The following is a 22,108-nucleotide window of genomic DNA, read 5'->3' on the forward strand; positions in this document are numbered from 1 at the left end:
CGATACCTAGCTGCGGGATCACCGATATGCAGACGCTGCCCCATGAAGTTGCGAATATCGCGGAACCCCAAACCGTGGGGCAGGTCGCGGTCGGACGCTTCCACAATCAAACGATCGGTGACCGCACCGGCCGTGCGCAACGCCAGGCGTTCGGCCTCGACGGTGGCTTCGACGAGAACGTCGTCGGACACCAACGACACATCCACGGCAGCCAACTCATCCAACACCGCTGCCAGGCGTGACAGCTTCTCCGCCACCACCGCATCCCCAGAACCCACCGCAGCAGCAGCCAAAACCGAAGGCGCGCCACCGCTTTCACTGCTGTTGCGTTTGCTGTTGCTGTTCACGTGCCGCCACCCCCGCCCCACGTCGTGTCGAATATGTGTTCTACACTACCCGGCAATGCGGACACTGTCGAGGAAAATCTCGAACACAGGATCGAATCTGTGGATGGCCGCCAACCCAGTGATCCGTGCCCAGGACCAGCCTCCTGGCGTGCCGCTCCCACTACGCCCTTCGCGTGTACAGCCGCCCTATACGCTCTACACTTCCCGCGGTGTCGACGACGCGCGTAGTGCTGGCCAACAGCTCGTGCGACACGCTCTCGATATCGATGACGATCAGCGGATAGTGTTGTCCGCCATGTCATTCCATGGTCGAGATCGCGTCGCTCGACATCGCGTTGATCGCGGTCGCGTCGTCGGACAGTTTGCAGACGCTACGGCTCATCGTCGTACTGATCGCAGCGCACCATCAATAGTGGTACGCACGTACCCGATCTGGCGTGCCGGCGACCGCTGGCAGATCCGGCCGGCGCAATGTAATTCGAGTTCACCTTGTGTCGTCGTGCTATCCAGCACGGCACCGCCACTGCGTCCTCTGCCGCTACTGCTACTGCTACTGCTACTGCTACTGCTACTGGCTCAGTGATACTCACGGCACCGGCCGCGGTGCGGTGTGGTCGGTCCACTGCGCGCCGTTCCAATAACGCACCAAAACCGCGTCGGCCGACTCCGGATACCAGCCGGGCGGCACAGACGGCGGCGGTGGGATGATCTCGATCGAAGCCGGTTCCGAAACTCGCGGCTCAGGAGCCGACGCAACCGCAGAAGCTGACGCAACGGCATGCGCTGGAGCGACGGCAGCAGGCGCAGCCAAGGTCTGTCTGGGTGCAGCGGCCTTCGCGACTACGATGGCATCGAGCTTTTCTCGAATTCGATCGACCACCGCGATACCGTCGCCCTTGACCACACTCTTGACCTCGAGGACCTTCTCCTGCGAGACGATCGTAATCTTCCCGAGCACCATTCCCGGCGACCAATTGATCGAAGTGATCGATGAAAAATCGGCCGCCTCGACCACGAGTTTGGTCCTGCTGTGGAAGGTGAATAAGACCCGGGAATCGGTGACGGTCAGGAGACCGGTGTGGAGCTCGTATAAGCCGGTACAGGCAACGTCAACCTTTTCGTCGATACCCAAGTGCGTGGTCAGGTAGGCGATCTCGACGTCAACCCCCGATTTCGTATCCATCGCCGCCTTCATCGCCGCGACGTCGGGACGCAGTGCACGATCGCTCGCAGTCGCCTTCTCTTCCTTCCACGCTTCTTTTCGCTGGTTGGCCTCAACCCTCTCGGCTTCTTTACGAACTCGATCGGCTTCTCTACGAACTCGATCCTCCTCGCTCTTCGCTTGGGTCTGCTGAGTCCTCGACTGCACCGGGGGCGTCGAGACGGCAGTCGGTTTGACGAAGCGTCGAGCCGAGTTCACGTCGTCAATAAAGGGTTGAATGTTCTTTCCCGCACTCAGGCCGAACGCATTCACATCCTGGTATCTATCTTTATCCCAGCCCACACGATCAGCCAGCACGAATCGAACCCACCCAATCGTGAGCGCTCGAGGTTCTTTGATCTCTATATCCCTGATCGCCCCGAGTGGGATAACCCACGGCGATGACATCTTCTTGTGCTTTGCGGTGCCAAAACCTCGGTGCGTGAGTGTGAGCGTTGCCGCGTCGGTGTCGAGCACCGCAGTGCAATCGGAGCCTTCATACGTTACGACCGACATCCGCATCCTCCTGGATCGATCCACATCCATCACCCGCGAGACGTCGTCGCCCCCGGCGTGCGCTCCGGTGCTGTCTCGGAGCGGTGTCGGAATCGTACATGTGCGGCATCGTCACCCCTCCACGACCACACCTATGACGACCGCCCCCGAATCCTATGCCCGCAGACCCGCGTACTTCCGCCGGAAACGTTCGACGCGTCCCTCGGTGTCGACGACCCGCGCGGTGCCGGTCCACAGCGGATGCGACGCGCTCGTGATGTCGACGACGATCAGCGGATAGTGTTGTCCGTCAGTCCATTCCACGGTCTCCGTCGACGTCGCGGTCGACCGGGTAAGGAATGGCGTGCCGGTCGCGGCGTCGCGGAAGACGACCGGGTGGTAGTCGGGATGGATGTCAGATTTCATGGGAGATCCCCTTTCTCGGAATCGTTGCGCTGTTGATCGGTGTCGAGGCCGTCTGTGATGGAGAGCAGCCCTGACCCGGGATGCGTGCTGTCGGCGCAGGGGTCCTCGTGCCGGGTGCCGAACGGGTCGTCGTACTCGCGCCAGGCATCCGGCCCCTCCGCCATTTCGACGTCGGTGAGCGTGGCGGCGTGCAATGCCTCGACAATCTCGGTGACGTCGGCGCGGTGCGCCAGGATCGTCAGCGCGTTGTGACGGTCACCGAAAGTCTCGTCCCACCGAAGCGCCGCCATCGCGAGACGAGTCTCCTCGACGTCGGAACGCTCGTCGGCCGACATCGCCGCGAGCCACTGCCCCGCTTCCTCGACCCGTAGCGCCCCGCCGGCGGACTCCAACCAGAACACGTCGTCGAATCGGGTGGCCAGCCACAGCCTCCCGCGAGAGCAGATCACGCCGTCGAGCAGATGGTCGAGGGCGTCGTGCAGGCGCGTCGGATGGAAGGGTCTGTCGCTCTCGAACACAGCCATCGACACGCCACATTCCGTGGTCAACGGTGGAGTTCCGCGCAGCAGCGGGTCATGCGGACCGAAGACAGCGCCGCGTCGGGCGGTCGGGCCGATCGCGCGCAGCAACTGAATCAGAATGCCCGGCCGGATGGGTCGTTGCGGCAACTCCATCACGATCGGAGCACCGGGCGCGAGGCGACGCAAGACCTCCATCAGCCGCGCCGACGACCATGCATCGCGAAACGCCGGGTCGGCGCCCGCGAGCACCAATGCGTCGGCGAAGGCGACCTGACCAACCGCCACCTGAGCCAGGGTGCGATCGTCGTCGGCCACAGCAGAATCCAACTCAGCAGACCACTCGACTAGCCCCGCCTCGCCGAGTGTGACGTCACCGCTCGCGGCGTCGAGCCACTCCATCTCCGACACGCACGCGATGGTCGCGTCGACGGCGACGTCGTACCCCGCGGGAGCGTCGACGAATCCCGGCATGTCCGAGCAGACGACATGCTCGATCGCCCAGCACAGCGCCTCGGGTTCGATGAGCGGATCGAGTTGCAGCACAATGCGTTCCACCGTTGATCGCTGATGGAGTCGACGCAGTAGCGGGAGCAGGTCGATCCGTAGCGTGCACGACACGCATCCGTGCTCGAGCGAGATCTCGCGAATGTCGGTGTGCTCGACGCCGTCGAGGTCGATCGTGCGTGTCGTGCGCAGCACCCGACCACTGGGTAGCGACGAGAGGTCGTGGTGGACCAGCGTGGTCCCAGCCATCGCGAGCGCGTCCGTGGTCCGCGCCACCGCGTCCCTGTCGAGCCCGGTGACCAGTGTCATCGGAGTGCGCGGTATCGACGGCCGGCGTCGTGCATCAGTTGGATCGGCCTGCACAGCCTCGCTCCTTCACGTCAGAATTATTGGCAACAATTTCCATTTAGCGTGTCGCCACGATAGCGTGGAATACCGCACTAACGCCAATCGTTTCCAACAAGGAGGTTGTGCCGTGGCAGCACGATGTCAGGTCACCGGGAGAACGCCGGGGTTCGGCAATCAGGTGTCGCACTCGCACCCAAGGACCTCACGCCGCTGGAACCCCAACATCCAACGACGCCGCTACTACCTGCCCAGCGAACGACGTTTCGTGACGCTCGACGTGAGCGCCAAGGGCATCAAGACCATCGACCACAAGGGCATCGAAGCCGTGGTCGCCCAGATTCGCGCACGAGGAGAGAAAGTCTGATGGCTCGCAACGAGATCCGACCCATAGTCAAACTCCGGTCGACGGCCGGAACCGGCTACACCTATGTCACCCGTAAGAACCGCCGCAATGATCCCGACCGCATGGTGATCCGCAAATACGACCCGATCGCCAAGCGTCACACCGAATTCCGTGAGGATCGCTGATGGCCAAGAAGTCCAAGATCATCCGCAACGAGCAGCGTCGTGAGACCGTTGCCCGCTTCGCCGAACGACGTTCGGCACTGAAGCGGACCATCGTCGACGCAGCCGCAACACCCGAACAGCGCGCACAGGCGCAGCGCGACCTGCAGGCGCTGCCCCGCAACGCGAGCCCGACGCGCATCCGCAACCGCGACGCCGTCGACGGCCGCCCGCGCGGCTACGTCGGCAAGGCAGGCGTGTCGCGCGTCCGCTTCCGCGAACTCGCCCATCGCGGCGAACTACCGGGCATCCACAAGTCGAGTTGGTGAGTACCGTCGAAGGTGTGGGCGCTCACAGCGTCCACACCTGCGGCCTACCACCCATTACCCACTACAGAGGACATCACCCATGGCGAAGCGAACACCGCGTCGGCCACGGCCAGGCGCCGACACCAAGCCCAAGCAGACGCGCAATCAGCTCAACGCGCTCAACATCACCGAAGTCGACTACAAGGACGTGAACCTGCTGCGCAAGTTCCTGTCCGACCGCGGCAAGATTCGCAGCCGACGCGTCACGGGACTGACCCCGCAGCAACAGCGCCAAGTGGCCACCGCCATCCGCAATGCGCGCGAAATGGCGTTGCTGCCCTTCGTTTCTCAGCGCTGACTCGTCGCCGCTGCGGAGTCTTCGGTTCCGGTTGCCCACAGGCGCGGTATCCGCGCGCCTGGGCAACCGCAACATTCAGCGAGTCACGATCCGCGCTGCATGTCGAGGCTGATCTCCTCGGCGTCGAGTTGCCCGAGCGCGCGGCTCAGAGCGGACGAACTGTAAGTCCCCTGACTGCGCAGCTTGAGCAGCTTCTTACGCTGAGCGGCGATGATCTCTCGACGCGTTCGTCGGATCTGCACGCGTTCTTCGAAGCTGAGGCCGTACGGCGTGCTCGCGCCGGCGGGGACCACACCGCTATTCGGATCGTCGGCCGAACCATCATCGGAATCGGTGACGGCGCCGGCCTCGGCGTCTTCCTCAGCCTCGCGGCTGACCTGTTCGAGTCGCGGTCGTAACCACGGGATCTGTCTGACCGTCTCGGACTCGGCCATCACCTTCTGGGCGGTCGCGTCGAGTTCTGCACGAAGCCGTCGACGTTCAGCGAGCATCGATTCGCTGTCGTCGCCGATCTTGAGCGTGCGGATCAACCAGGGAAGCGTGCCACCCTGGATCAGCAACGACGCCGCCGCGACCACGAATGCGACGAGAACCAGCAGCGGCCTGCTCGGCGTATCGTCCGGCAGCGTCTGAGCTGCGGCCACCGTCACCACGCCGCGCATTCCGGCCCACACCACGATCGCCGACTCCTTCGGGCCCAGCGGCGCTTCGGTGTAGTAGTCGATGTCGGCGAGGGTGCGCGTGATCCGCGAATTGATACGGGCCGCGGTGTCCGTGGAGACGGGCGGCATGTCGCCCGCCGCGAGTTTGGTGGCGTCGCGGTGGCGGCGTCGTCGAGAAGCCCTGCGCCACCACTGCCGACTCCGACGTTCCTGGTCGCGGTCGACGTCGTCGCTCGGCGTCACCGAGAAATCCGCGAGCATCGGGCGGAGCCGATCACCGCGTCGTCGCTTCCTGTCGAGCCACCACGCCAGCGGCACGACGTACAGGGCTCGCACGAGCAGCGCGACGCACAACACCGACAGCCCGATCCACACCGCGTTCGGCACGCCTTCGTGGTCGTTGTGGACGTCGGACATGAGGGTGAAGAGCTCGAGACCCATCAGCAGGAAGACCGCGCCCTCGGCGATCAGCTCGACGACGTGCCAGTTCTGCATGTCCGAGATGCGGTGCTGCGGCGTGAGATACCTGACCGCGCCCGCCCCGGTGATCAGGCCCGCGGTGACCGCGGCGACGAGACCCGACGCTCCGATCGCCTCCGCGGGCACGTACGCGATGTAGGGAACGGTGAACGAGATCGCCGTGTTGGCCGTGGCGTCGCGCATCCGCGACCGCACCCACAGGTTGGCGACGCCCACAGCTGCACCGATGGCCACCGCGCCCGCAACAGCGAAGACGAAGTTCAACGCCACGCCCCAGAACGAGATCGTGGCCGCGGTCGCCGCGACGGCAGCACGTAGGAGTACCAGCGCCGATGCGTCGTTGAGCATGCTCTCGCCCTCGAGGACCGCGACGACGCGCGACGGTACGCCCATCCGCTTGGCGATCGACGTCGCCACCGCGTCGGTCGGACTCACGATCGCACCCAACGCGACACCCGTCGCCAGCGAGATGTCAGGCACCACAAGCGTCAAGAACCACCCGACGACCACGGCACTGAGGATCACCAGCACCACCGACAGCGTGCTGATCGCGGTGAAGTCCCTGCGGAAGTCCATCGTCGGCATACCGATGGCCGCCGAATAGAGCAGCGGTGGAAGCACTCCGACCAGAATCCACTCGGGATCGACGTGGAAGGCGGGCACGAACGGCATGATGCCGATCACCGCGCCGACGAATACCAGGACAAGAGGTGCGGGAATCCGCAGGCGAGGGGCGATGTCGGTCACCAGCGCGATGAAGAGAACCGCCGCAACAACGATCAGCACCTTTTCCATCGCACCGGCCCCTTTCAGAGACTGTCGCCCGCCACTGAAGAACAATTCCACCGAAAACTGTGCCATTGACTGTTGACAACAATTTCGGTGCCACTTACCGTCGAAAGCCTACGGTGTGACACCCCACACTGTCGGCTGTGCTCACGCACCACTTGCATCTCGCGGAAGGCAATTCTCATGACGAAGGCACTGAGGTACGACCCCGACGAGACGGCGTCGAGCGACGCTGAGCACGGGCTTCCCCGCGCCGAATACGAGCAGGTCCTCGACGACCTCTCGTCGGCGTCGGTGCACCGAAACCTGGACCCCTACCTCGACATCGACTGGGACGCTGCGGACATGGCCGTCGTGCCCGACGATCCGCGCTGGGTGCTCAACTACGAGGTCGACCCCATCGGCCGCCACCCCTGGTATCAGGAACAGCCGCTCGACAAGCAGATCCGCATCGGCATGTGGCGACAGGCGAACGTCGCGAAGGTCGGGTTGCAGTTCGAGTCGATCCTGATCCGCGGCCTGATGCAATACAGCTTCAAATTGCCCAACGGCGCCAAGGAATTTCGCTACACCACGCACGAGTCGAAAGAGGAGTGCAACCACACGCTGATGTTCCAGGAGCTGGTCAACCGGATCGGCATGGACGTTCCGGGCGCCAAGCTCGGCTACCGACTGATCTCCCCCGTGGTGCCGCTGGTGTCGACGACGTTCCCCACCATCTTCTTCTTCGGCATCCTCGGCGGCGAGGAGCCCATCGACCATCTCCAAAAAGACTTCCTGCGCATGCGATCCGACCTCCACCCGGCGATGGCGGCCGTCATGCAGCTACACGTCGCCGAGGAAGCACGGCACATCTCGTTCGCGCATCATCACCTCCGCGAGAACGTCGCCCGCAAGGGCCGCTTCCAGCGTTTCGTGCTCTCGCTGATGTTTCCCCTGGCCATGCGCATCCTGCTCGGCGCGATAATGGTTCCGCCGCGTGGATTCAGGCGTGAATTCGACGTCCCGCGCGACGTCATGCGCGACATCTTCTGGCGCGCCGAGTCGTCGAAGCGTGTGCGCCGCAACGTATTCGGTGATGTGCGGATGCTCGCCGAGCAGTGCGGCCTGATGAATCCGGCCTCCCGCGCAATGTGGCGAGCACTCGGGATCTCGGGCCGTTCGTCACGGTTCCGCAGCGAACCGACCTACACCGCGGCCTGAGCCCGATCACTCAACCCCTGCCACCGAAAGAGTAACGGGCCCAACATGCCACATGTCGTGACCCAGTCGTGCTGCGGCGACGCCTCGTGCGTCTACGCGTGCCCGGTCAACTGCATCCACCCGACACCGGACGAGCCGGACTTCGCGACGTCGGAGATGCTCTACATCGATCCGACGACCTGCGTCGACTGCGGGGCATGCGTCAGTGCGTGCCCGGTGGGGGCGATCGTTCCGTCGCATCGAATCCCGTTGGGGCAGGAACGTTTTGCCGACATCAACGCACTCGCCTACGCGGCCGAAGGACAGCTAGGTCTCACCGACGCACGGTTCCCCGTCGACCCGGTGCAGCGGCTTCCACTCGCGCCGATCGAGCACCCGCGGGCACTCGATTTCGACGAGCCGGTGTCCGTGGGCATCGTCGGATCGGGGCCGTCGGCAATGTATGCGGCAGACGACCTGCTCCGCCACCGCTCCGTGTCGGTGACGATCTACGAACGTCTCCGACGCCCCTTCGGCCTCGCCCGCTACGGCGTCGCCCCGGATCACACCCGAACCCGCAAAGTCATCGACCTGTTCGACGACATCGCCCGCAATCCACGAGTCGAGATCCTCCTCGACACCGAGGTCGGCCGTGACATCACGCTCGACGACCTGCGCGCACGGCATCACGCCGTGATCTGGGCGGGAGGTGCGCCGACGGATCGTCGCCTCGAGATCGAGAACATCGACGCTCCCGGCGTCGGATCGGCCACGTCGTTCGTCGGTTGGTACAACGGCCATCCCGACTTCGCCTCGCTCGATCCCGACCTGTCGCACCGCAGTGCGGTCGTCGTCGGGAACGGCAACGTCGCACTCGACGTCGCGCGCATCCTCGTCGGTGGTGCGCAAAGACTGGCCAAGACGTCGATCGCCCCTCGTGCGCTTGCCGCGCTGGAGTCGTCGTCGATCGAGCAGGTCACGGTGCTCGGGCGTCGAGGTCCAGAGCATGCCGCCTTCACGTTGCCCGAACTCGTCGGCCTCGCCGACAACGGCGTGCGAGTGGTCACCGACCCCGCCGACTTCACAGACGTGCCCTTCGACGACCTCGACGCGGTGGCACGGGCCAAGCTCGAACTCCTCGCAGAACTGGCGACCGACGAGCCCGTCTCCGGTCGCCACATCCGCCTCGCGTTCCACCACACACCGCAGGCGGTGTCGGTCGACGGCTTCGGCGCCGCTGACGGACTCGTCGTCACGAACACAGGCGGCACCCACACGACGACGCTGCCCGCGGGACTGATTCTCACCTCAGTCGGGTACCGCGGTCGGCCTGTCCCCGGACTTCCATTCGACGCCGCGCGCGGCGTGATCCCGCACGACCAAGGACGCGTCGTCGACGAGGGTCGTCGTGTGCCGGGGATGTACGTGACCGGGTGGATCAAGCGCGGGCCGTCGGGCTTCATCGGTACCAACAAGACAGACTCCGGCGAGACCGTCGCTTCGCTGTTGGCCGATCTCGAAGCCGGTCTGCTGCCGCGACCGTCGCACCAACAGACGCGGGGGTCACGCGCAACGCTCGTCCGGGCCGGCCGCTGATCGGTAGATTTGCGGGCATGAGCCCTTCAAAGCCGACTCAACAAGCCGAATACGACCGCACGACGACCGAGGCGAACCTGCCGCTGCTCGCGACGGAAATGCGTCTCGGCCTCCGCGAGTACGTCAAAGACGAGGGGCTAAAACTTGACGATCAGTCCCCCGCGTGGGTCACCCGCAGTTCGCAGTCGGTGAAGCCGGGTCCGCTGGCGCCACAGAGCTCAGAACCCGACACCGACGACACCGATTTCGGGACGCTCGTCGTGCTGACGCCCGCGCATCTGATCGTCGAGGTGGTCGGGTCGAGCAAAGGAGTCGTCGTGACGTCTGTGCCATTTGCGCAGGCCACGCTGTCGCCGACGGACGCGTTGTCGACCAATCCTTCCGAGCGTGGGTTCACGGTGTCCGGCTTCGACGACGCCGGGCCGCTCGGCAACACCTGCCACATCGGGCTCGGACCGGAGTCGGAAGCCGACGACTGTTTTGCCGCTGTGCGTTCCGCAATTTTCAGTGCCGCCGGTATCTGAATCGACGCAATGTCACAATTCGGTTTCCTACGTTCGAATGACACCGACTGAGCGTCGCATAGACATGCGCTCACGAGTATCGTCATCCCGCGACGGGGGTGGCCTTGGGGATGAACAACACACTTTCACGGTTTGCTTATATCGATGCAGCACGGTCGACAGCTCAGAACTTCGTCGACCTCGTGTGCAGCATCGACAACCCAGACGCGTCGCTGGGAAGGCGGTCGAAGTGGACCATCGCAGAGTGTGTCGGACACGTCGCCAGCGAGCCCTCCCGCTACCTTGACCTGGCATGTGGCGCCACAGCGTGGCCGAGCCGCCCCTCTGATCTCAAGGACATCTACGCAAAGCAGATCGCGAATCTGACCACCCGTGACGTACACAAGCTCGCGGCAAGGCTTCTCGACGACCTCGACGAACTGTTGGATCTGGTCGGCCACTTCGGTGCGCGGGTGCCCGTCATGCCCGTCGAAGGTGATTGCCGCGGAGTCCGCGCCGACTCCGCGCTCGGCATACTGATCGGGAAAATGACCGTGCACGGCCACGACATCGCGCGAACGGTCGGCGCCCACTGGGAACTCGACCCCGGTGTCGCACCGCTGGTCGCACGCGGACGGCACCAACTGTTGCCCTGCTGGATCGATCATCTCGGCGAGGCGTCACCCGACGCCACGTTCGAGATCCGATTCCGCGGGACCGACGAGCGCTTCGTGTACCAGTTCGCCGACGGACACCTCGAGATCAATCCCGACGAGCACGCCGATCCCGATCTCTACGTGAGCGTCAAACCGGCTGCGGGCGTGCTGATCGGCTACGGCCGCATGTCTCCGATACGTGCGCTACTGACAGGACGAGCCATGGCCTGGGGTCCCAGTCCATGGCTCGCTACCCATCTTGTCAAGCGGTTCGCGCCGCTTGATGCCTGACGCGACCGCCGCCGCGCTGCTGTCCACGACTCTGCGTGTTCGAGCCCTGCTGACCACGCGGCTGACCGCCGCGCGCCTGGCCTGAGCCGCGCTGGCTCGAGCTACCCTGCCCGGAACTGCGCTGGCCCGAACCACGCTGGCTCGACCCGCGCTGACCCGAACCACGCGAGCTCTGCGCGTCGCGGGGTCCGCCGCTGCGGCGTCGTGCACCGTTGGCGCCACCACGACCACGTCCACCGCCGGCTCCCTGACGGGACTGTCCGGCAGGGCGGGCGGGCTCCGGTGTCGGCTCGACTCGCTCGGCGCGTGCGCCGACGAGAGCGTCGACCTCTGCCGAGCTCGGGCGCACCCGAACCGGCTTGACCTTGATCGCAGCCTTGCCGAGCAAGCCGGCAACGTCGCGACGCTGATCCGGCAGGCACAGTGTGACGACATCGCCCGCGTTGCCCGCACGCGCGGTGCGGCCGGAGCGGTGGAGGTACGCCTTGTGCTCGGCGGGCGGGTCGACGTGGACGACGAGCTCGATGGCATCGACGTGCACACCGCGCGCGGCGACGTCGGTCGCCACGAGCACGCGCACACCGCCCTCGCCGAACGCCTTCAGGTTCCGATCACGTTGCGGCTGAGACAGATTGCCGTGCAGGTCGACGGCGGGGATGCCGTCGGAGGTGAGCTTCTTGGCGAGCTTGCGCGCCTGATGCTTGGTACGTGTGAAGAGGATTCGACGTCCCGTTCCCGATGCGAGCTCGGCGACCATGGCGTTCTTGTCGGCGTGCTCGATCTCGAAGACGTGGTGCGTCATAGCCTCGACGGGCGACGTGGCCTCGTCGACCGAGTGCATCGTCGGATTGTCGAGGAAGCGCTTGGCCAGCTTGTCGACGCCGCGGTCAAGGGTGGCCGAGAAGAGCATCCGCTGTCCGTCGGCAGGCGTTGCGGCCAGGATTCGGGTGACTCCGGGAAGGAAGCCCAGGTCGGCCATGTGGTCGGCCTCGTCGATGACGGTGATCTCGACGTTGTCGAGACGAACGATGCGCTGCTGCATCAGGTCTTCGAGTCGTCCGGGGCATGCGACGACGATGTCGACGCCGCGCCCGAGCGCCTGCTCCTGACGGGCCTGCTTGACGCCACCGAAGATCGTGGTGACGGTCAGGCCGACGGCCTTCGCCAGCGGCTCGACCGCGGTGGCGATCTGTGTGGCCAACTCACGCGTCGGCGCGAGGATGAGGCCGGTGGGCGCGCCGGGGACGCGGTCGACGTCGAGCTCGGCCAGTCCGGCGACCAGCGGGATCGAAAACGCAAGTGTCTTACCGGAACCCGTACGGCCGCGGCCGAGGACGTCGCCGCCGTCGAGTGTGGCGGGAAGGGTGTCGGTCTGGATGGGGAAAGCCTCGGATTTTCCGTCCGCGGCAAGGACTTTCACGATCTCGGCAGGTACGCCGAGCTCGGCAAATGTAGTCATGTAAAAGGTCTCTCTACGTGCTCATCAGCACTGCGGACCACGGTGGCCTGTGCTGTGGTGGCGAAATCGCGGGTGCGCGAAGTCGTTTCGCCGTATGAAGTCAAAGAGCGGTGGTCGACCCCGGGCTATGTGGGGGACCCGCCGCGAGAATTGCGATCTACGACGCGTTGGCTATGTCTGTGCACGCCAATATGTACACCGTACGCGAGGTCGTCCGAGTGAGCGAATCATGGTGAGCGCAGTCACGTTTACGCTCCGAAGTGGCTGCGGCGGAAATGTCAGAAAGCTTCGCTGACCAGTACCGCGAATGTGCCGGGCTCCAGTGCGTCGAAGACATGGTCGGCATCTCCGGGATACGAGATGTAGTCGCCGGGCCGAAGCTCGACCGGATCATCGAGGGGTCCAACCAACGCCCTACCCGCTGACAGAACGACATGTTCGACGACGCCGCGCGCGTGCGGGCGAGACACTTTCGGCTCCCCCGGCTCGGCGCGCAGCAAGAAGATGTCGCGTCGCGACGACGGCGAAGCCGCGGACAACAGCGTCGAGATGTACTCGGCGGTCGCCGACGGAATGGCCGGTCCGTCACCGAACCTGATCACCTCCACCCGACGCGGCGGGGTGTCGACGAGGTCGGAGAAGGTCAGGCCGAGCGCCTCACTCAGCGCCCAGACGGTCTCGATGCTCGGGTTACCAAGACCCTGCTCTAGCTGCGACAACGTCGATTTTCCGATGCCTGCACGCCGTGCGAGTTCGCCGATCGACAGGCCGACGCGCGCCCGCTCACGCTTGAGCGCCGCTGCGATCACCGCGGTGGGACCCGACGCCGTCGGATCGGCCTCGGATCGACCCGCAGCGCCACCGAGGTGGTCGTCCGGCAAATCGTCCGAGTGTTCATCTTGACGAACAGTACCCATATGTTCATCATAGTGGTCATGCGTTCGTCATGGGAAACACTCGGCTACGACACGCTGCGCAGCGTCGCAGTGATGGCGCTGTCGGTGTTCGTCATCGGATGCTCGTACGGCGTCGCCGGTCACAGCGCAGGGCTCAGTTGGTGGCAGATCCTGACCATCGCCTGCGTGGTGATGGCGGGCTCGAGCGAGTTCGTTTTCGTCGGCATTCTCGCCACCGGCGGACTGCCCATCGTCGGCGCTCTGGCCGGCCTGCTCGTCAATACCCGCAACCTCGGCTACGGTCTGTCCGTCGGGCCGTATCTCGGCTCTGGCATGCGCCGACTCGTCGGAGCACACATGGTGAACGACGAGACGGCCGCCCTGACCGCCGCAGCACCCGACGCCGAACGTGCGCGTGCCGCCTTCCTGTGGTGTGGGATCGGCGTGCTCGTCTCGTGGCCGGCGGGCTCAGCCGTGGGTTCTGCTGCGGGACAGGTCATCTCGAGTCCCGAGACACTTGGACTCGACGCCGCGTTCCCCGCACTGCTGGCCGCACTGGCTATTTCGGCACTGCGCGCACAACGTTCCGAGCGCGGCAAGCTCGGCGCGTCGCTGGCCCTGGGTGCCGTGATCGCCGTTGCCACAACGCCTTTCGTCCCCGCGGGCGTCCCGGTCCTGCTCGCCCTCACCGGGCTTCTTGCCGGCGTGCCGCTCCCCCGCCGCGATGCCGACCGTGCGCTGGATACTGCCGAACGTGCGGTCCATCCCGTCGACAGTGCGTCTCCTCATGCCGACCGTGCGTCTCGTTACGCCGAGAGTGCGCTCCAGACCGCCGAGCGTGCGTCGTGACGCACGGTACGCAACTGTTCATCGGCGTCGCAGTGCTGGCCGCAGGTACCTATGCGCTGCGGTTGGCCGGCCCCCTGCTGCGCTCACGAATTACCGTGTCGGACAAAGTGCGCGCACTGATCGACCGTGCCGCGCTGGTTCTCCTTGTTGCGGTCGCCGCGACCGGCGCCCTCTACGCCGGGCAGGATCTGTCCGGATGGGCGCGGCCGGCGGGTGTTGCCGCCGGTGTGGTGGCCGCACTGCTCAAGGCACCGCTGATCGTCGTGATCTTGCTGGCGGCAGGTGTAGCCGCTGGGCTCCGCGCGGCCGGCGTCGGGTGAGTTTGCCCTTACTCGGGGCACGCGGCATGTACGTTATGCGCGCTTGACCCAAATCCCTTCTCCGCGAACCGGACACGACGGCACCAGGGTTTCGAATCGCCGGGCGCGAGAGCTTGTCATCGGCACACGAACGCCCGAAGATCGTTGAGTTCGCATCGATCTACCGAGGGACCCTCACATGCGTAAGCGCTCGACGCCGCGTCTTCTGGCCATACTGACCGCAGCCATTCTTGGACTGGGTTCGGCCGTCACGTGTGCCGCGACTGCGCAAGCGGCTCCTCGCCTTCCGACCAACCCGATCGGCACCCCGACCTACACGGTGAACGTCAACAAGCCCGGCGGACCCTCGGGATACATCTTCTACACAACGGGCTGGGCCGCAGCGGTACCGCTGCCCGTCGTTCCGCGCGGACTCGGCAACACCGACCAATCCGCCGTCATCGTCGACAAGTCCGGGCGGGTCGTGTGGCGATACACCGTCGCCCAAGGGGGCAGCATCTCGAACTTCCGCACGCAGACCTATCAGGGACGCAAGGTGCTCACCTGGTGGGAAGGCTCCGGCCAAGGTGGCCACGGCGCGGGAGTCGACGTCATCGCTGACACCCGTGGGCACATCATCAAGAAGATCACCCCTGCGGGACTCGGCTCCGATGTCCACGAATTTCGGCTCACACCTGACGGTCGGGCACTGATCACGTCATACCACCAGGTCAGCGCCGACCTCACGTCCGTCGGCGGTCCCAAGCGCGGGACCCTCCTCGATTGCGTCGCCTCGGTTGTCGACGTCGCGAGTGGTCGGACGCTGACCGAATGGTCTGCACTACAACATATTCCGCTCACGGCGTCGGCTGCCCGATACACCGGCCTCGGCGGCGCAGCCACCTTCGACCCCTTCCATATGAACTCGATAGTGCTCGACCCGGCCGGAAACCTGCTCATCTCTTTCCGAAACCTGAACGCCGCCTACAACATCGACGCTCGCACCGGTCAGATCCTCTGGAGCGTCGGCGGAAAACACTCGAGCTTGCGCATGGGGCCCGGAACGGACTTCTTCGGCCAACACGACGTCGAGTACGCCGATTCCCACACGATTCGCTTGTTCGACAACAACATCAACGTTGCCACCCAACTCGGCGACTCCAGCATCAAGTGGATTCGACTCGATCCCACGCGACGCACCGCGACTCTCGTTCGGCGCCAGGCACATCCCGGAGGCCTGGCCACGGCAGCCACCGGCAACGCCCAGGCAGTGGCCGACGGTTACACCTTCGGGAGCTGGGGCACCGCCCCGCACATTTCGGAGTTCTCACCGTCGGGCGAAATGACCTACGACGCAACGCTTCCGGTCGGCACATATCGCGCCTACCTCGACACCTGGCCGTGATCGGAACGGTCTGAGCCGTAATGCTTCATCAGCTCCTGAGATCGACTCCGCCGACCGCTCGTCCGGCGAGTAGCGCCACAAGCTCGCTCGCTGGACGAGAGACCACCTCGCTGCCGTCACCGAACGACCACGCGAGATCGGTTGCACGAAGCGTGCGATTGCCGACATCCACTCCGAACTGTCGACCTGCGATTCCATCCGCGAGCGAGTCGAGGACAATCAGCGTCGCGTCATCAGACGAGCTGCGCGGCAACGTATTCGGAACGGTGATGTCGGCAGAGTGGATCACCGCGTGAGTCAGCGCGCCTGCGGCTCCACCTCCAGGTGGCGCCCACCCGGCCATGGTGTCGCCGCGCAGGTCGTCGAGTAGCTCGCTGAACGGTCGGCGCGCGTCACGCTCCGCGATCGTCTGCGACAGCTTTTCGAAGTCGCCATCCACCGCGGATAGCTCCGCCATGAAGGCGGGCCCGTCGTAGCGTGCGGCCATCGTCATATGTGCAACGACGTGCCGCACGCGCCATCCCGCGCACAGTGTTTCGGCGTCGGCAAGAGCGGCGCCACCGCCCAGCGACTGCGCGCCGTCGTCGAGGAGATCAGCCAACGCGGACAGTTGCAGGCCGACGAGCGCCTGAAGGTCGGTGGTCGAGATGTTCATGAGGGTTCTTTCGGTTGTCGGGCAAGGTCTTCGACGTAGGTGACGCCACGTTCGAGCGCCGTCTGCCAACCGGCCCTCGCTTCTGGTGTGCGATATTCCGGTGGCAAACCTCGCTGATGGGTGACGACTTCCGTTGTGCCGTCGCCGAGGTCGACGAATGTCAGCGAGGTGTGCACTCCGGAGTCCACTTCACGCCAAGCCAAGAACCGCGGTGCCTCCACGTCGGTGTACTCGGCGCGCATCCGGTACTCCGAGCCGTCGACGTCGTTGACCATCGTCGTCTCGAAGGCGCCACCTGGGCGCAGCTCGACGACGATCCCCTCCAGCGGCGTCGACGTCCCCGTCGGACCCCAGAAGTGAGTGAGGTGTTCGGGCTCGGTCATACACGCGAAGACGAGTTCCCTTGGGGCACGGTAGATCCGCCGCACTGTGAAAGTGTCGTCAGCCATGACCTTTTCCCTGTTCGACGATGGACGACAAGTGCTCGGAGAGCCTGTCGTGTCGAGCCACCCACTCGTCGCGACGGCCTGCGAGCCATCGCTGGGCGGCGTCGAGTCGATGGACTTCCAGATGGCACGGGCGTGACGTACCGATCCGCGTCCGCGTCACGAGGCCGGCGTCTTCGAGTACCTTGACGTGCTTGGAGATCGACTGCTGCGTGAGCGTCGACTGTTCGGTGAGCTCGTTGATCGTCGCGTCGCCCCTGGTCAACGTTTCGACGATGGCCAGCCGCGTCGGGTCGGCGAGGGCAGCAAATGTGTCGCCCAGTTGAGCTGTCATCACCACTCACTTTCCATCTTCACTACTTATCAGTTGTACACGTTATGAGTAGTATAGGGCGACGCAAGCGTGTTGTCACGCGGGCATGCCGCACGCAAGCTCAGGCGCCATAGGCGGCGACGAATGCTGCTGCTGCCGCGGTGGAAAGCCGTTGACGCTCAGCGCTATCGGGCAGGTCGTCGGGCATGAACTGGGCTCGATCCAGCGCGGACCCAAGCGCCAGATAGGCGAAATGCGCTGCAGCAAGACGACTCTCGTTGACGACGAGCAGCCCTGCGTCGATGTACGGCTGCAAACATTGCGCCACGACTTCGACGCCCTGCCCCGGCCCATAGTCGTAGTAGCTGCGGGCGAGATCCGGAAAGGCGTCCGCCTCGGCGATGATCAGTCGACGCAGGGACAGCACCCGCGGGTTCAGCACCGCATCGAGGTACACGAGCGCGACGCTGCGGAGCCGCGTCTCGAGCGCTCTCGACGATGTCGCGGCCGAATCGCCGAATGCTGATGTGAGCGTGGCTATTACCGCGTCCGAGTTCGACGCCACACCTTCGACGATGTCCCGGAACAGACGCTCTTTGTCGGTGAACTGCTTGTAGACGGTTTGCTTCGACACACCCGCCCGCGTCGCCACTTCGTCCATGCTCGTTCCGCGAAACCCGTTCCGCAGGAAGAGTTCCGTCGCGGCGTCGAGAATCGCCTGCCGTTTACGCTCGGTCCGCCCCGGCGTCGGCTCGTCGTCCTTCTCGCTCATTCTGCGTCAGCCAATCGTCGGAGTACTGGATAGTCTAGTTCCATCCAACCTATCATCGGTACACCCAGCGACCCCGAGGAGAGCCATGACCACATTTCGTACCGTGCTCGAGGCAACGGGCGGCAAGAACGTTGGGATCGTCGTCGACGAGGACGTCGTGCTCGCCTTCGGTCGTGGGAAGCGCGTGCCCGTCATCGTCACCATCGACGGCGATTACACCTACCGCACGACCATCGGCGTGATGGGTGGGCGCTATCTCGTGTCGTTCAATGCAGAAACGCGCAAGAAAACGGGGCGTGGAGCGGGCGACGAAGTCGAAGTGGAGCTCGTCGTCGACCCAGACCGGTAGAGCACAGCTCAGCCAATGGCCATCCGTAGATCCCACAGCGGCGCATGGGGTTCCATCTGCCACTGGCGTACGGCGTTGAGGCGGATGATCCGCGTCGTGCCCAGAATCAGCAGCGCAGCGAGGGGTAGTTCGGCGAGGAATGCGGTGAGTAGCGAGACCCACCGGTCGTCGGGGGCCGCGGTCATGATGTCGAACCAGGCGTCGCAGATGAGCAGGATTCCGGTGGTGAATCCCGCGAGGACCAGCAGTTGTCGACGCAGGAACGCCAGCACCGCCGTCGCGGTCATCATGGTGACGAGCAGGACGTCGAAGCCAATCCAGGTGACCGACCGGTTGTGGGCGACGTAGTCGACCGGCAGGGTCAGCCCGAGGAAGACAATCCACGGAATGAGTGCCGTCGCGCCGATCGCCATCACGCCGATGCGCACGCGCCGAATCCTGCTGCGCACAACCGGACTCGGCGCGATGCCGTCGAGCGGCCGGGACAGTCGGGCAATCAGATCCCGACGCTGCTGCGCAGTCAGAGCTGCGATCTCGGCGTCGGACAGGATGTCATGGCTCATGACGATCACCTCTCGGAGCGGACGATTCCGTCTTACCCGCTCGGGAGCCTCATCTGCCAACTACGCACCGGTTGTGCCGAAGAGTTGCTCGTAGCGTTGCTTCGGCTCGAGCGTGAGTCCGGACTTCACAAGCTTTGCCCAGTCGCCCGCCAGCACTTCCTGCTCTCCCGACTCGATGGCGTCGAGGCCGGCATTTGCCAGCTCGGCGGGTGAAAGCTTGGGCGCGTCCATGCCCTGAGACATGTCGGTGTCGACCAAACCCATGTGGATGGCCGTGACCTGCGTGCCCTGCGCGGCCAACTCGAGTCGGGTGCTGTCGGTGAGCATCCAGGCTGCTGCTTTCGACGCGGCGTACGCGCCGGCGCCCGGTGCGGTGAACCACGACAACGCAGACACGACGTTCAGGATTGCTCCCCCACCATTCGATTCGAGGATCGGCGCGAACGCACGGGTCACAAGCAGCGGCCCGTAGAAGTTGGTATCCATCTCGCGACGGATCGCTGCCTCATCTCCGGACACCAGCGGCGTTCCCGTGGAGATGCCCGCATTGTTGATCAGCAGATCGACGTCGGTCGCCGTCGCGGCGGCAGCGGCGATGTCGTCGGGATTGGTGACATCGAGCGAGATCGCCTCGACGCCGTCCGCGTGGATGGTGCCGGCGTCGCGAGCCGCCGCGTATCTTCGACGCCCCGCGGCGCTTGAGTTGTTCGACGAACGCCGCTCCGATTCCCCTGTTCGCGCCGGTGACGAGCACAACCGCACCCTCGATGTTCATGATGGTTCCATTCTGTATCGATCGCTAGCTTATTGACTCAGCCACCGTAACACATTCTGTAACGGTCGCTATGTTATTGTCGGACCGTGGCAGGCCGACCTCGGAGTTTCGATCGCGACGCCGCCCTGCTGGCGGCCGTCGAGGAGTTCTGGCGTTCGGGATATGACGGCTCCTCCATCGCGCGGCTCACTGCCGCCATGGGCATCACGGCACCGAGCCTCTACGCGGCCTTCGGCGATAAACAGCACCTGTTCGACGAGGCGTCGGCGCTCTACTTCGACCGCGCGATCGCAGCAGTCGACGACGCAACCGCGCTGCCGACCGTCGAACAGGCGATCGCCCGAATACTCGACCACACCGCACACGCGCACACCGGACCTACGACGCCGCCCGGCTGCCTGATGCTGACCGAACCGCGCCTCGGTGCGCAGCGGGAAACCTTGCGGGCGCGCCTACAGGATCGACTCGACCAGGGCATACGCGACGGAGACCTCGCCGCCACAGTCAACAGCGATCAGTTCGCAGAGTTCCTCGTTGCCGTTCTTCGCGGAATGTCGGGATGCGCGCGCGACGGCGGCTCGACCCAGGACCTCCTGAACATCGCCGACACCGCGATGACGGCGCTGCGGGCGGTGAGCACCGCAGCAGAGAAGTCTGCGTGAGCTCACACGTTCAAGAACACCGATGCCGCATGGACTCGGCAAGTTCGCGGTCGAGGCGATCGCGCGTTCGGGTTTCCGAAACCCCTAGCCCCACATGATTTGTCCACTCGCCGCAGCTCCGAGTAGATGCTGGAGCCGTGGGACTGTCTGCCGGACACGGATAGTGGGCGCTCGAGCCAAGGCCCAAGCCGTTCGCCCGGATGCCCTCAGTAAATGGTTGATGCTGGATTCGGATCGTCTCCGTACCGGTCAAATCGAACGTGCCAGGCCCCAGGCCTATAGTCGCCCATGCGCAGGAAACTATTTGTCTCACCGCCAGGATCATCGATCCCATCGAGATCTGGTCGCCACAGTAGTGCGACATCTTCATCTCCCGTTAGTGCGCCAGGAACCTCATCCCAATCGAAGTCGGGTCCAGCGTCGTTCTCTCCGTCGGGTACTCCGTCATCGTCGTCCCATTCCGGACCTAAAGGAAGGCTCCGAAATTGCCGCCGCAGCACGCCCTGCTCGTCAATTGCATCGCGTGCAACATCAACCCACCCCCCGTTACAGCACAAATAGACGAGAGCCTCCTCCGCGGGCGTGCGCGAGGAATGATCAAGACCTGTGGATCAGGGAGGGCGTGCCTTCCCGTAAATATGATCCTGGTAGTCACTTGATCAAGTCAGCGTTGCAGCGCTGGCGGAAAGGCACGCCTCGTGCTCACGGTAGTCAACTCCAACGAAGGTTCCAACCCGGCTGGCGAGGACCGCTCCATCCTCGATCAGATCGTCCGAGACGGTGCTCGGCAGATGCTCGCCGCGGCATTGCGCGCCGAGGTCGCCGCCTGCATCGACCAGTTCACCGATCAGGTCGATGAGAACGGGCACCGTCTGGTGGTGCGTAACGGCTCCCACAGCGAGCGGGAGGTGATGACCGCTGCGGGTGCGGTTGCGGTGAAGGCACCGCGGGTCAACGACTAGCGCGTCGACCCAGACACCGGTGAGCGGCAGAGGTTCTCGTCGAAGATTCTGCCGGCGTGGGCACGCAAAAGCCCGGAGATCTCCGCGGTCCTGCCGCTGCTGTACCTGCATGGACTGTCCACCGGCGATTTCGGGCCGGCACTCGAGCAGTTCCTCGGTTCCGGCGCTGGGTTGTCGGCGGCCACCATCAGCCGACTCACTGCCCAGTGGCAGAAAGAAGCCGCAGCCTTCGCCGACCGCGACATCACCGCCGACTATGTGTACGTGTGGGTCGACGGCATCCACCTCAAGGTGCGCCTGGAGCAGGAGAAGCTGTGTCTGTTGGTCATGATCGGCGTCCGCGCCGACGGCCGCAAGGAGTTGATCGCGCTCGCTGACGGCTACCGGGAATCGACCGAGTCGTGGGCCGATCTGCTGCGCAGCTGTAAACGCCGTGGCATGCCCTGCCCCCCCCCGGGGGGGGGGGGGGGCGCGCTCGGGTTCTGGGCCGGGGTCCGCGAGGTGTTCCCCGAGAGCCGGGGCCCCGCGGGGG

General features: G+C 64.8%; 25 protein-coding genes and 2 pseudogenes. 14 read left to right on the forward strand and 13 right to left on the reverse strand.

What is annotated here, in order from left to right; all coding sequences use genetic code 11:
• The 4 genes and pseudogenes from A5766_RS19395 to mrf form a co-directional block, all read right to left on the reverse strand.
• Positions 1–347: pseudogene (locus tag A5766_RS19395) on the reverse strand (HNH endonuclease); the annotation flags it as partial.
• 586 nt (positions 348–933) lie between these two features.
• On the reverse strand, positions 934–2,064 hold the full coding sequence (locus A5766_RS24760; protein ID WP_064906063.1) for a DUF2510 domain-containing protein: 1,131 nt from the start codon (positions 2,062–2,064) through the stop codon (positions 934–936).
• Between the two features lie 153 nt (positions 2,065–2,217).
• Positions 2,218–2,469, reverse strand: a complete 252-nt coding sequence (locus tag A5766_RS19405) for a type B 50S ribosomal protein L31 (protein ID WP_005202553.1) — start codon at positions 2,467–2,469, stop codon at positions 2,218–2,220.
• Positions 2,466–3,803: a ribosome hibernation factor-recruiting GTPase MRF gene (gene mrf / locus A5766_RS19410; protein WP_005202552.1), complete on the reverse strand. Its 1,338-nt coding sequence runs from the start codon at positions 3,801–3,803 to the stop codon at positions 2,466–2,468. Before mrf ends, A5766_RS19405 begins: the two co-directional genes overlap by 4 nt.
• Before the next feature lie 166 nt (positions 3,804–3,969).
• Between mrf and rpmB the strand changes: the two genes are divergently transcribed.
• From rpmB to rpsR, 4 genes are all read left to right on the forward strand, one after another.
• A complete protein-coding gene (gene rpmB / locus A5766_RS19415) occupies positions 3,970–4,206 on the forward strand; it encodes a 50S ribosomal protein L28 (RefSeq protein WP_064906065.1) in 237 nt (78 codons plus the stop codon).
• Positions 4,206–4,370: a 50S ribosomal protein L33 gene (rpmG, locus tag A5766_RS19420; RefSeq protein WP_005179659.1), complete on the forward strand. Its 165-nt coding sequence runs from the start codon at positions 4,206–4,208 to the stop codon at positions 4,368–4,370. The genes rpmB and rpmG overlap by 1 nt, the downstream gene beginning before the upstream one ends.
• Positions 4,370–4,675, forward strand: coding sequence for a 30S ribosomal protein S14 (rpsN, locus tag A5766_RS19425; protein WP_005202543.1), 306 nt, complete (start codon positions 4,370–4,372; stop codon positions 4,673–4,675). The genes rpmG and rpsN overlap by 1 nt, the downstream gene beginning before the upstream one ends.
• A 79-nt stretch (positions 4,676–4,754) precedes the next feature.
• Positions 4,755–5,012 carry a 30S ribosomal protein S18 gene (rpsR, locus tag A5766_RS19430; protein ID WP_005202542.1) on the forward strand — a complete coding sequence of 86 codons (258 nt, stop codon included), beginning with the start codon at positions 4,755–4,757 and terminating at the stop codon, positions 5,010–5,012.
• 83 nt (positions 5,013–5,095) lie between these two features.
• On the opposite strand, the gene A5766_RS19435 is transcribed toward rpsR, so the two are convergent.
• Entirely contained in the window at positions 5,096–6,949 is a 1,854-nt protein-coding gene (locus A5766_RS19435) for a cation:proton antiporter (RefSeq protein ID WP_005202540.1), read from the reverse strand.
• A gap of 177 nt (positions 6,950–7,126) precedes the next feature.
• Here A5766_RS19435 and A5766_RS19440 point away from each other — a divergent pair, with 177 nt between their 5' ends.
• The 4 genes from A5766_RS19440 to A5766_RS19455 all read left to right on the forward strand — a co-directional run bounded on the left by A5766_RS19440 (position 7,127) and on the right by A5766_RS19455 (position 11,171).
• A complete protein-coding gene (locus A5766_RS19440; RefSeq protein WP_064906067.1) occupies positions 7,127–8,146 on the forward strand; it encodes an AurF N-oxygenase family protein in 1,020 nt (339 codons plus the stop codon).
• A 45-nt stretch (positions 8,147–8,191) separates the two neighbouring features.
• Positions 8,192–9,721 (forward strand): 4Fe-4S binding protein, encoded by a 1,530-nt coding sequence (locus A5766_RS19445; protein ID WP_005202536.1) that lies wholly within the window; start codon positions 8,192–8,194, stop codon positions 9,719–9,721.
• A gap of 17 nt (positions 9,722–9,738) precedes the next feature.
• Positions 9,739–10,245: a hypothetical protein gene (locus A5766_RS19450; protein WP_005202534.1), complete on the forward strand. Its 507-nt coding sequence runs from the start codon at positions 9,739–9,741 to the stop codon at positions 10,243–10,245.
• 110 nt (positions 10,246–10,355) lie between these two features.
• Positions 10,356–11,171: a maleylpyruvate isomerase N-terminal domain-containing protein gene (locus A5766_RS19455; protein ID WP_005202533.1), complete on the forward strand. Its 816-nt coding sequence runs from the start codon at positions 10,356–10,358 to the stop codon at positions 11,169–11,171.
• Here the strand turns inward: A5766_RS19455 and A5766_RS19460 are convergent.
• Positions 11,143–12,630, reverse strand: a complete 1,488-nt coding sequence (locus A5766_RS19460; protein WP_064864751.1) for a DEAD/DEAH box helicase — start codon at positions 12,628–12,630, stop codon at positions 11,143–11,145. The genes A5766_RS19455 and A5766_RS19460 overlap by 29 nt on opposite strands.
• A 278-nt stretch (positions 12,631–12,908) precedes the next feature.
• The gene (locus A5766_RS19465) at positions 12,909–13,547 is read right to left on the reverse strand and encodes a helix-turn-helix domain-containing protein (protein WP_005202530.1); all 639 of its coding nucleotides are present in this window, start codon (positions 13,545–13,547) and stop codon (positions 12,909–12,911) included.
• A gap of 18 nt (positions 13,548–13,565) precedes the next feature.
• Here A5766_RS19465 and A5766_RS19470 point away from each other — a divergent pair, with 18 nt between their 5' ends.
• From A5766_RS19470 to A5766_RS19480, 3 genes are all read left to right on the forward strand, one after another.
• Positions 13,566–14,375: an AzlC family ABC transporter permease gene (locus tag A5766_RS19470; protein WP_231894733.1), complete on the forward strand. Its 810-nt coding sequence runs from the start codon at positions 13,566–13,568 to the stop codon at positions 14,373–14,375.
• Positions 14,372–14,695, forward strand: a complete 324-nt coding sequence (locus tag A5766_RS19475; protein ID WP_064864745.1) for an AzlD domain-containing protein — start codon at positions 14,372–14,374, stop codon at positions 14,693–14,695. The genes A5766_RS19470 and A5766_RS19475 overlap by 4 nt, the downstream gene beginning before the upstream one ends.
• A gap of 178 nt (positions 14,696–14,873) precedes the next feature.
• Positions 14,874–16,079 (forward strand): arylsulfotransferase family protein, encoded by a 1,206-nt coding sequence (locus A5766_RS19480; RefSeq protein WP_064870530.1) that lies wholly within the window; start codon positions 14,874–14,876, stop codon positions 16,077–16,079.
• A 28-nt stretch (positions 16,080–16,107) separates the two neighbouring features.
• Here A5766_RS19480 and A5766_RS19485 read toward each other — a convergent pair whose 3' ends face one another.
• The 4 genes from A5766_RS19485 to A5766_RS19500 form a co-directional block, all read right to left on the reverse strand.
• Positions 16,108–16,734, reverse strand: coding sequence for a maleylpyruvate isomerase family mycothiol-dependent enzyme (locus A5766_RS19485; protein ID WP_005202526.1), 627 nt, complete (start codon positions 16,732–16,734; stop codon positions 16,108–16,110).
• A complete protein-coding gene (locus tag A5766_RS19490) occupies positions 16,731–17,183 on the reverse strand; it encodes an SRPBCC family protein (RefSeq protein ID WP_005202525.1) in 453 nt (150 codons plus the stop codon). Before A5766_RS19490 ends, A5766_RS19485 begins: the two co-directional genes overlap by 4 nt.
• Complete coding sequence (locus tag A5766_RS19495) at positions 17,176–17,514, reverse strand: ArsR/SmtB family transcription factor (RefSeq protein WP_197494592.1); 339 nt, start codon at positions 17,512–17,514, stop codon at positions 17,176–17,178. Before A5766_RS19495 ends, A5766_RS19490 begins: the two co-directional genes overlap by 8 nt.
• Positions 17,515–17,614: 100 nt before the next feature.
• A complete protein-coding gene (locus A5766_RS19500; RefSeq protein ID WP_005202522.1) occupies positions 17,615–18,265 on the reverse strand; it encodes a TetR/AcrR family transcriptional regulator in 651 nt (216 codons plus the stop codon).
• An 85-nt stretch (positions 18,266–18,350) separates the two neighbouring features.
• Here A5766_RS19500 and A5766_RS19505 point away from each other — a divergent pair, with 85 nt between their 5' ends.
• Positions 18,351–18,614 (forward strand): DUF1905 domain-containing protein, encoded by a 264-nt coding sequence (locus A5766_RS19505; RefSeq protein WP_005202521.1) that lies wholly within the window; start codon positions 18,351–18,353, stop codon positions 18,612–18,614.
• 8 nt (positions 18,615–18,622) lie between these two features.
• Here the strand turns inward: A5766_RS19505 and A5766_RS19510 are convergent, their stop codons facing one another.
• Positions 18,623–19,177 carry a hypothetical protein gene (locus tag A5766_RS19510; RefSeq protein ID WP_064906073.1) on the reverse strand — a complete coding sequence of 185 codons (555 nt, stop codon included), beginning with the start codon at positions 19,175–19,177 and terminating at the stop codon, positions 18,623–18,625.
• Between the two features lie 60 nt (positions 19,178–19,237).
• The gene (locus tag A5766_RS19515; RefSeq protein WP_324288110.1) at positions 19,238–19,933 is read right to left on the reverse strand and encodes an SDR family oxidoreductase; all 696 of its coding nucleotides are present in this window, start codon (positions 19,931–19,933) and stop codon (positions 19,238–19,240) included.
• Between the two features lie 105 nt (positions 19,934–20,038).
• Here A5766_RS19515 and A5766_RS19520 point away from each other — a divergent pair, with 105 nt between their 5' ends.
• Both A5766_RS19520 and A5766_RS19525 read left to right on the forward strand, forming a co-directional pair.
• Complete coding sequence (locus A5766_RS19520; RefSeq protein ID WP_064906071.1) at positions 20,039–20,614, forward strand: TetR/AcrR family transcriptional regulator; 576 nt, start codon at positions 20,039–20,041, stop codon at positions 20,612–20,614.
• 698 nt (positions 20,615–21,312) lie between these two features.
• Positions 21,313–22,108: pseudogene (locus A5766_RS19525) on the forward strand (transposase); the annotation flags it as partial.

It is taken from the genome of Gordonia sp. 852002-51296_SCH5728562-b, assembly GCF_001665475.1.
Taxonomy (GTDB): Bacteria; Actinomycetota; Actinomycetes; order Mycobacteriales; family Mycobacteriaceae; genus Gordonia; species Gordonia sputi.

Coding starts and splice junctions, on each gene's coding strand:
- A5766_RS19435 (WP_005202540.1), bottom strand. CDS start 6,949: ATGGAAAAGGTGCTGATCGTTGTTGCGGCGGTTCTCTTCATCGCGCTG.
- A5766_RS19440 (WP_064906067.1), top strand. CDS start 7,127: ATGACGAAGGCACTGAGGTACGACCCCGACGAGACGGCGTCGAGCGAC.
- mrf (WP_005202552.1), bottom strand. CDS start 3,803: ATGACACTGGTCACCGGGCTCGACAGGGACGCGGTGGCGCGGACCACG.
- A5766_RS19500 (WP_005202522.1), bottom strand. CDS start 18,265: ATGAGCGAGAAGGACGACGAGCCGACGCCGGGGCGGACCGAGCGTAAA.
- A5766_RS19445 (WP_005202536.1), top strand. CDS start 8,192: ATGCCACATGTCGTGACCCAGTCGTGCTGCGGCGACGCCTCGTGCGTC.
- A5766_RS19450 (WP_005202534.1), top strand. CDS start 9,739: ATGAGCCCTTCAAAGCCGACTCAACAAGCCGAATACGACCGCACGACG.
- rpmG (WP_005179659.1), top strand. CDS start 4,206: ATGGCTCGCAACGAGATCCGACCCATAGTCAAACTCCGGTCGACGGCC.
- A5766_RS19505 (WP_005202521.1), top strand. CDS start 18,351: ATGACCACATTTCGTACCGTGCTCGAGGCAACGGGCGGCAAGAACGTT.
- A5766_RS19495 (WP_197494592.1), bottom strand. CDS start 17,514: ATGACAGCTCAACTGGGCGACACATTTGCTGCCCTCGCCGACCCGACG.
- A5766_RS19470 (WP_231894733.1), top strand. CDS start 13,566: ATGCGTTCGTCATGGGAAACACTCGGCTACGACACGCTGCGCAGCGTC.
- A5766_RS19465 (WP_005202530.1), bottom strand. CDS start 13,547: ATGGGTACTGTTCGTCAAGATGAACACTCGGACGATTTGCCGGACGAC.
- A5766_RS24760 (WP_064906063.1), bottom strand. CDS start 2,064: ATGTCGGTCGTAACGTATGAAGGCTCCGATTGCACTGCGGTGCTCGAC.
- A5766_RS19510 (WP_064906073.1), bottom strand. CDS start 19,177: ATGAGCCATGACATCCTGTCCGACGCCGAGATCGCAGCTCTGACTGCG.
- A5766_RS19480 (WP_064870530.1), top strand. CDS start 14,874: ATGCGTAAGCGCTCGACGCCGCGTCTTCTGGCCATACTGACCGCAGCC.
- A5766_RS19455 (WP_005202533.1), top strand. CDS start 10,356: ATGAACAACACACTTTCACGGTTTGCTTATATCGATGCAGCACGGTCG.
- rpsN (WP_005202543.1), top strand. CDS start 4,370: ATGGCCAAGAAGTCCAAGATCATCCGCAACGAGCAGCGTCGTGAGACC.
- rpsR (WP_005202542.1), top strand. CDS start 4,755: ATGGCGAAGCGAACACCGCGTCGGCCACGGCCAGGCGCCGACACCAAG.
- A5766_RS19405 (WP_005202553.1), bottom strand. CDS start 2,469: ATGAAATCTGACATCCATCCCGACTACCACCCGGTCGTCTTCCGCGAC.
- A5766_RS19460 (WP_064864751.1), bottom strand. CDS start 12,630: ATGACTACATTTGCCGAGCTCGGCGTACCTGCCGAGATCGTGAAAGTC.
- A5766_RS19485 (WP_005202526.1), bottom strand. CDS start 16,734: ATGAACATCTCGACCACCGACCTTCAGGCGCTCGTCGGCCTGCAACTG.
- A5766_RS19490 (WP_005202525.1), bottom strand. CDS start 17,183: ATGGCTGACGACACTTTCACAGTGCGGCGGATCTACCGTGCCCCAAGG.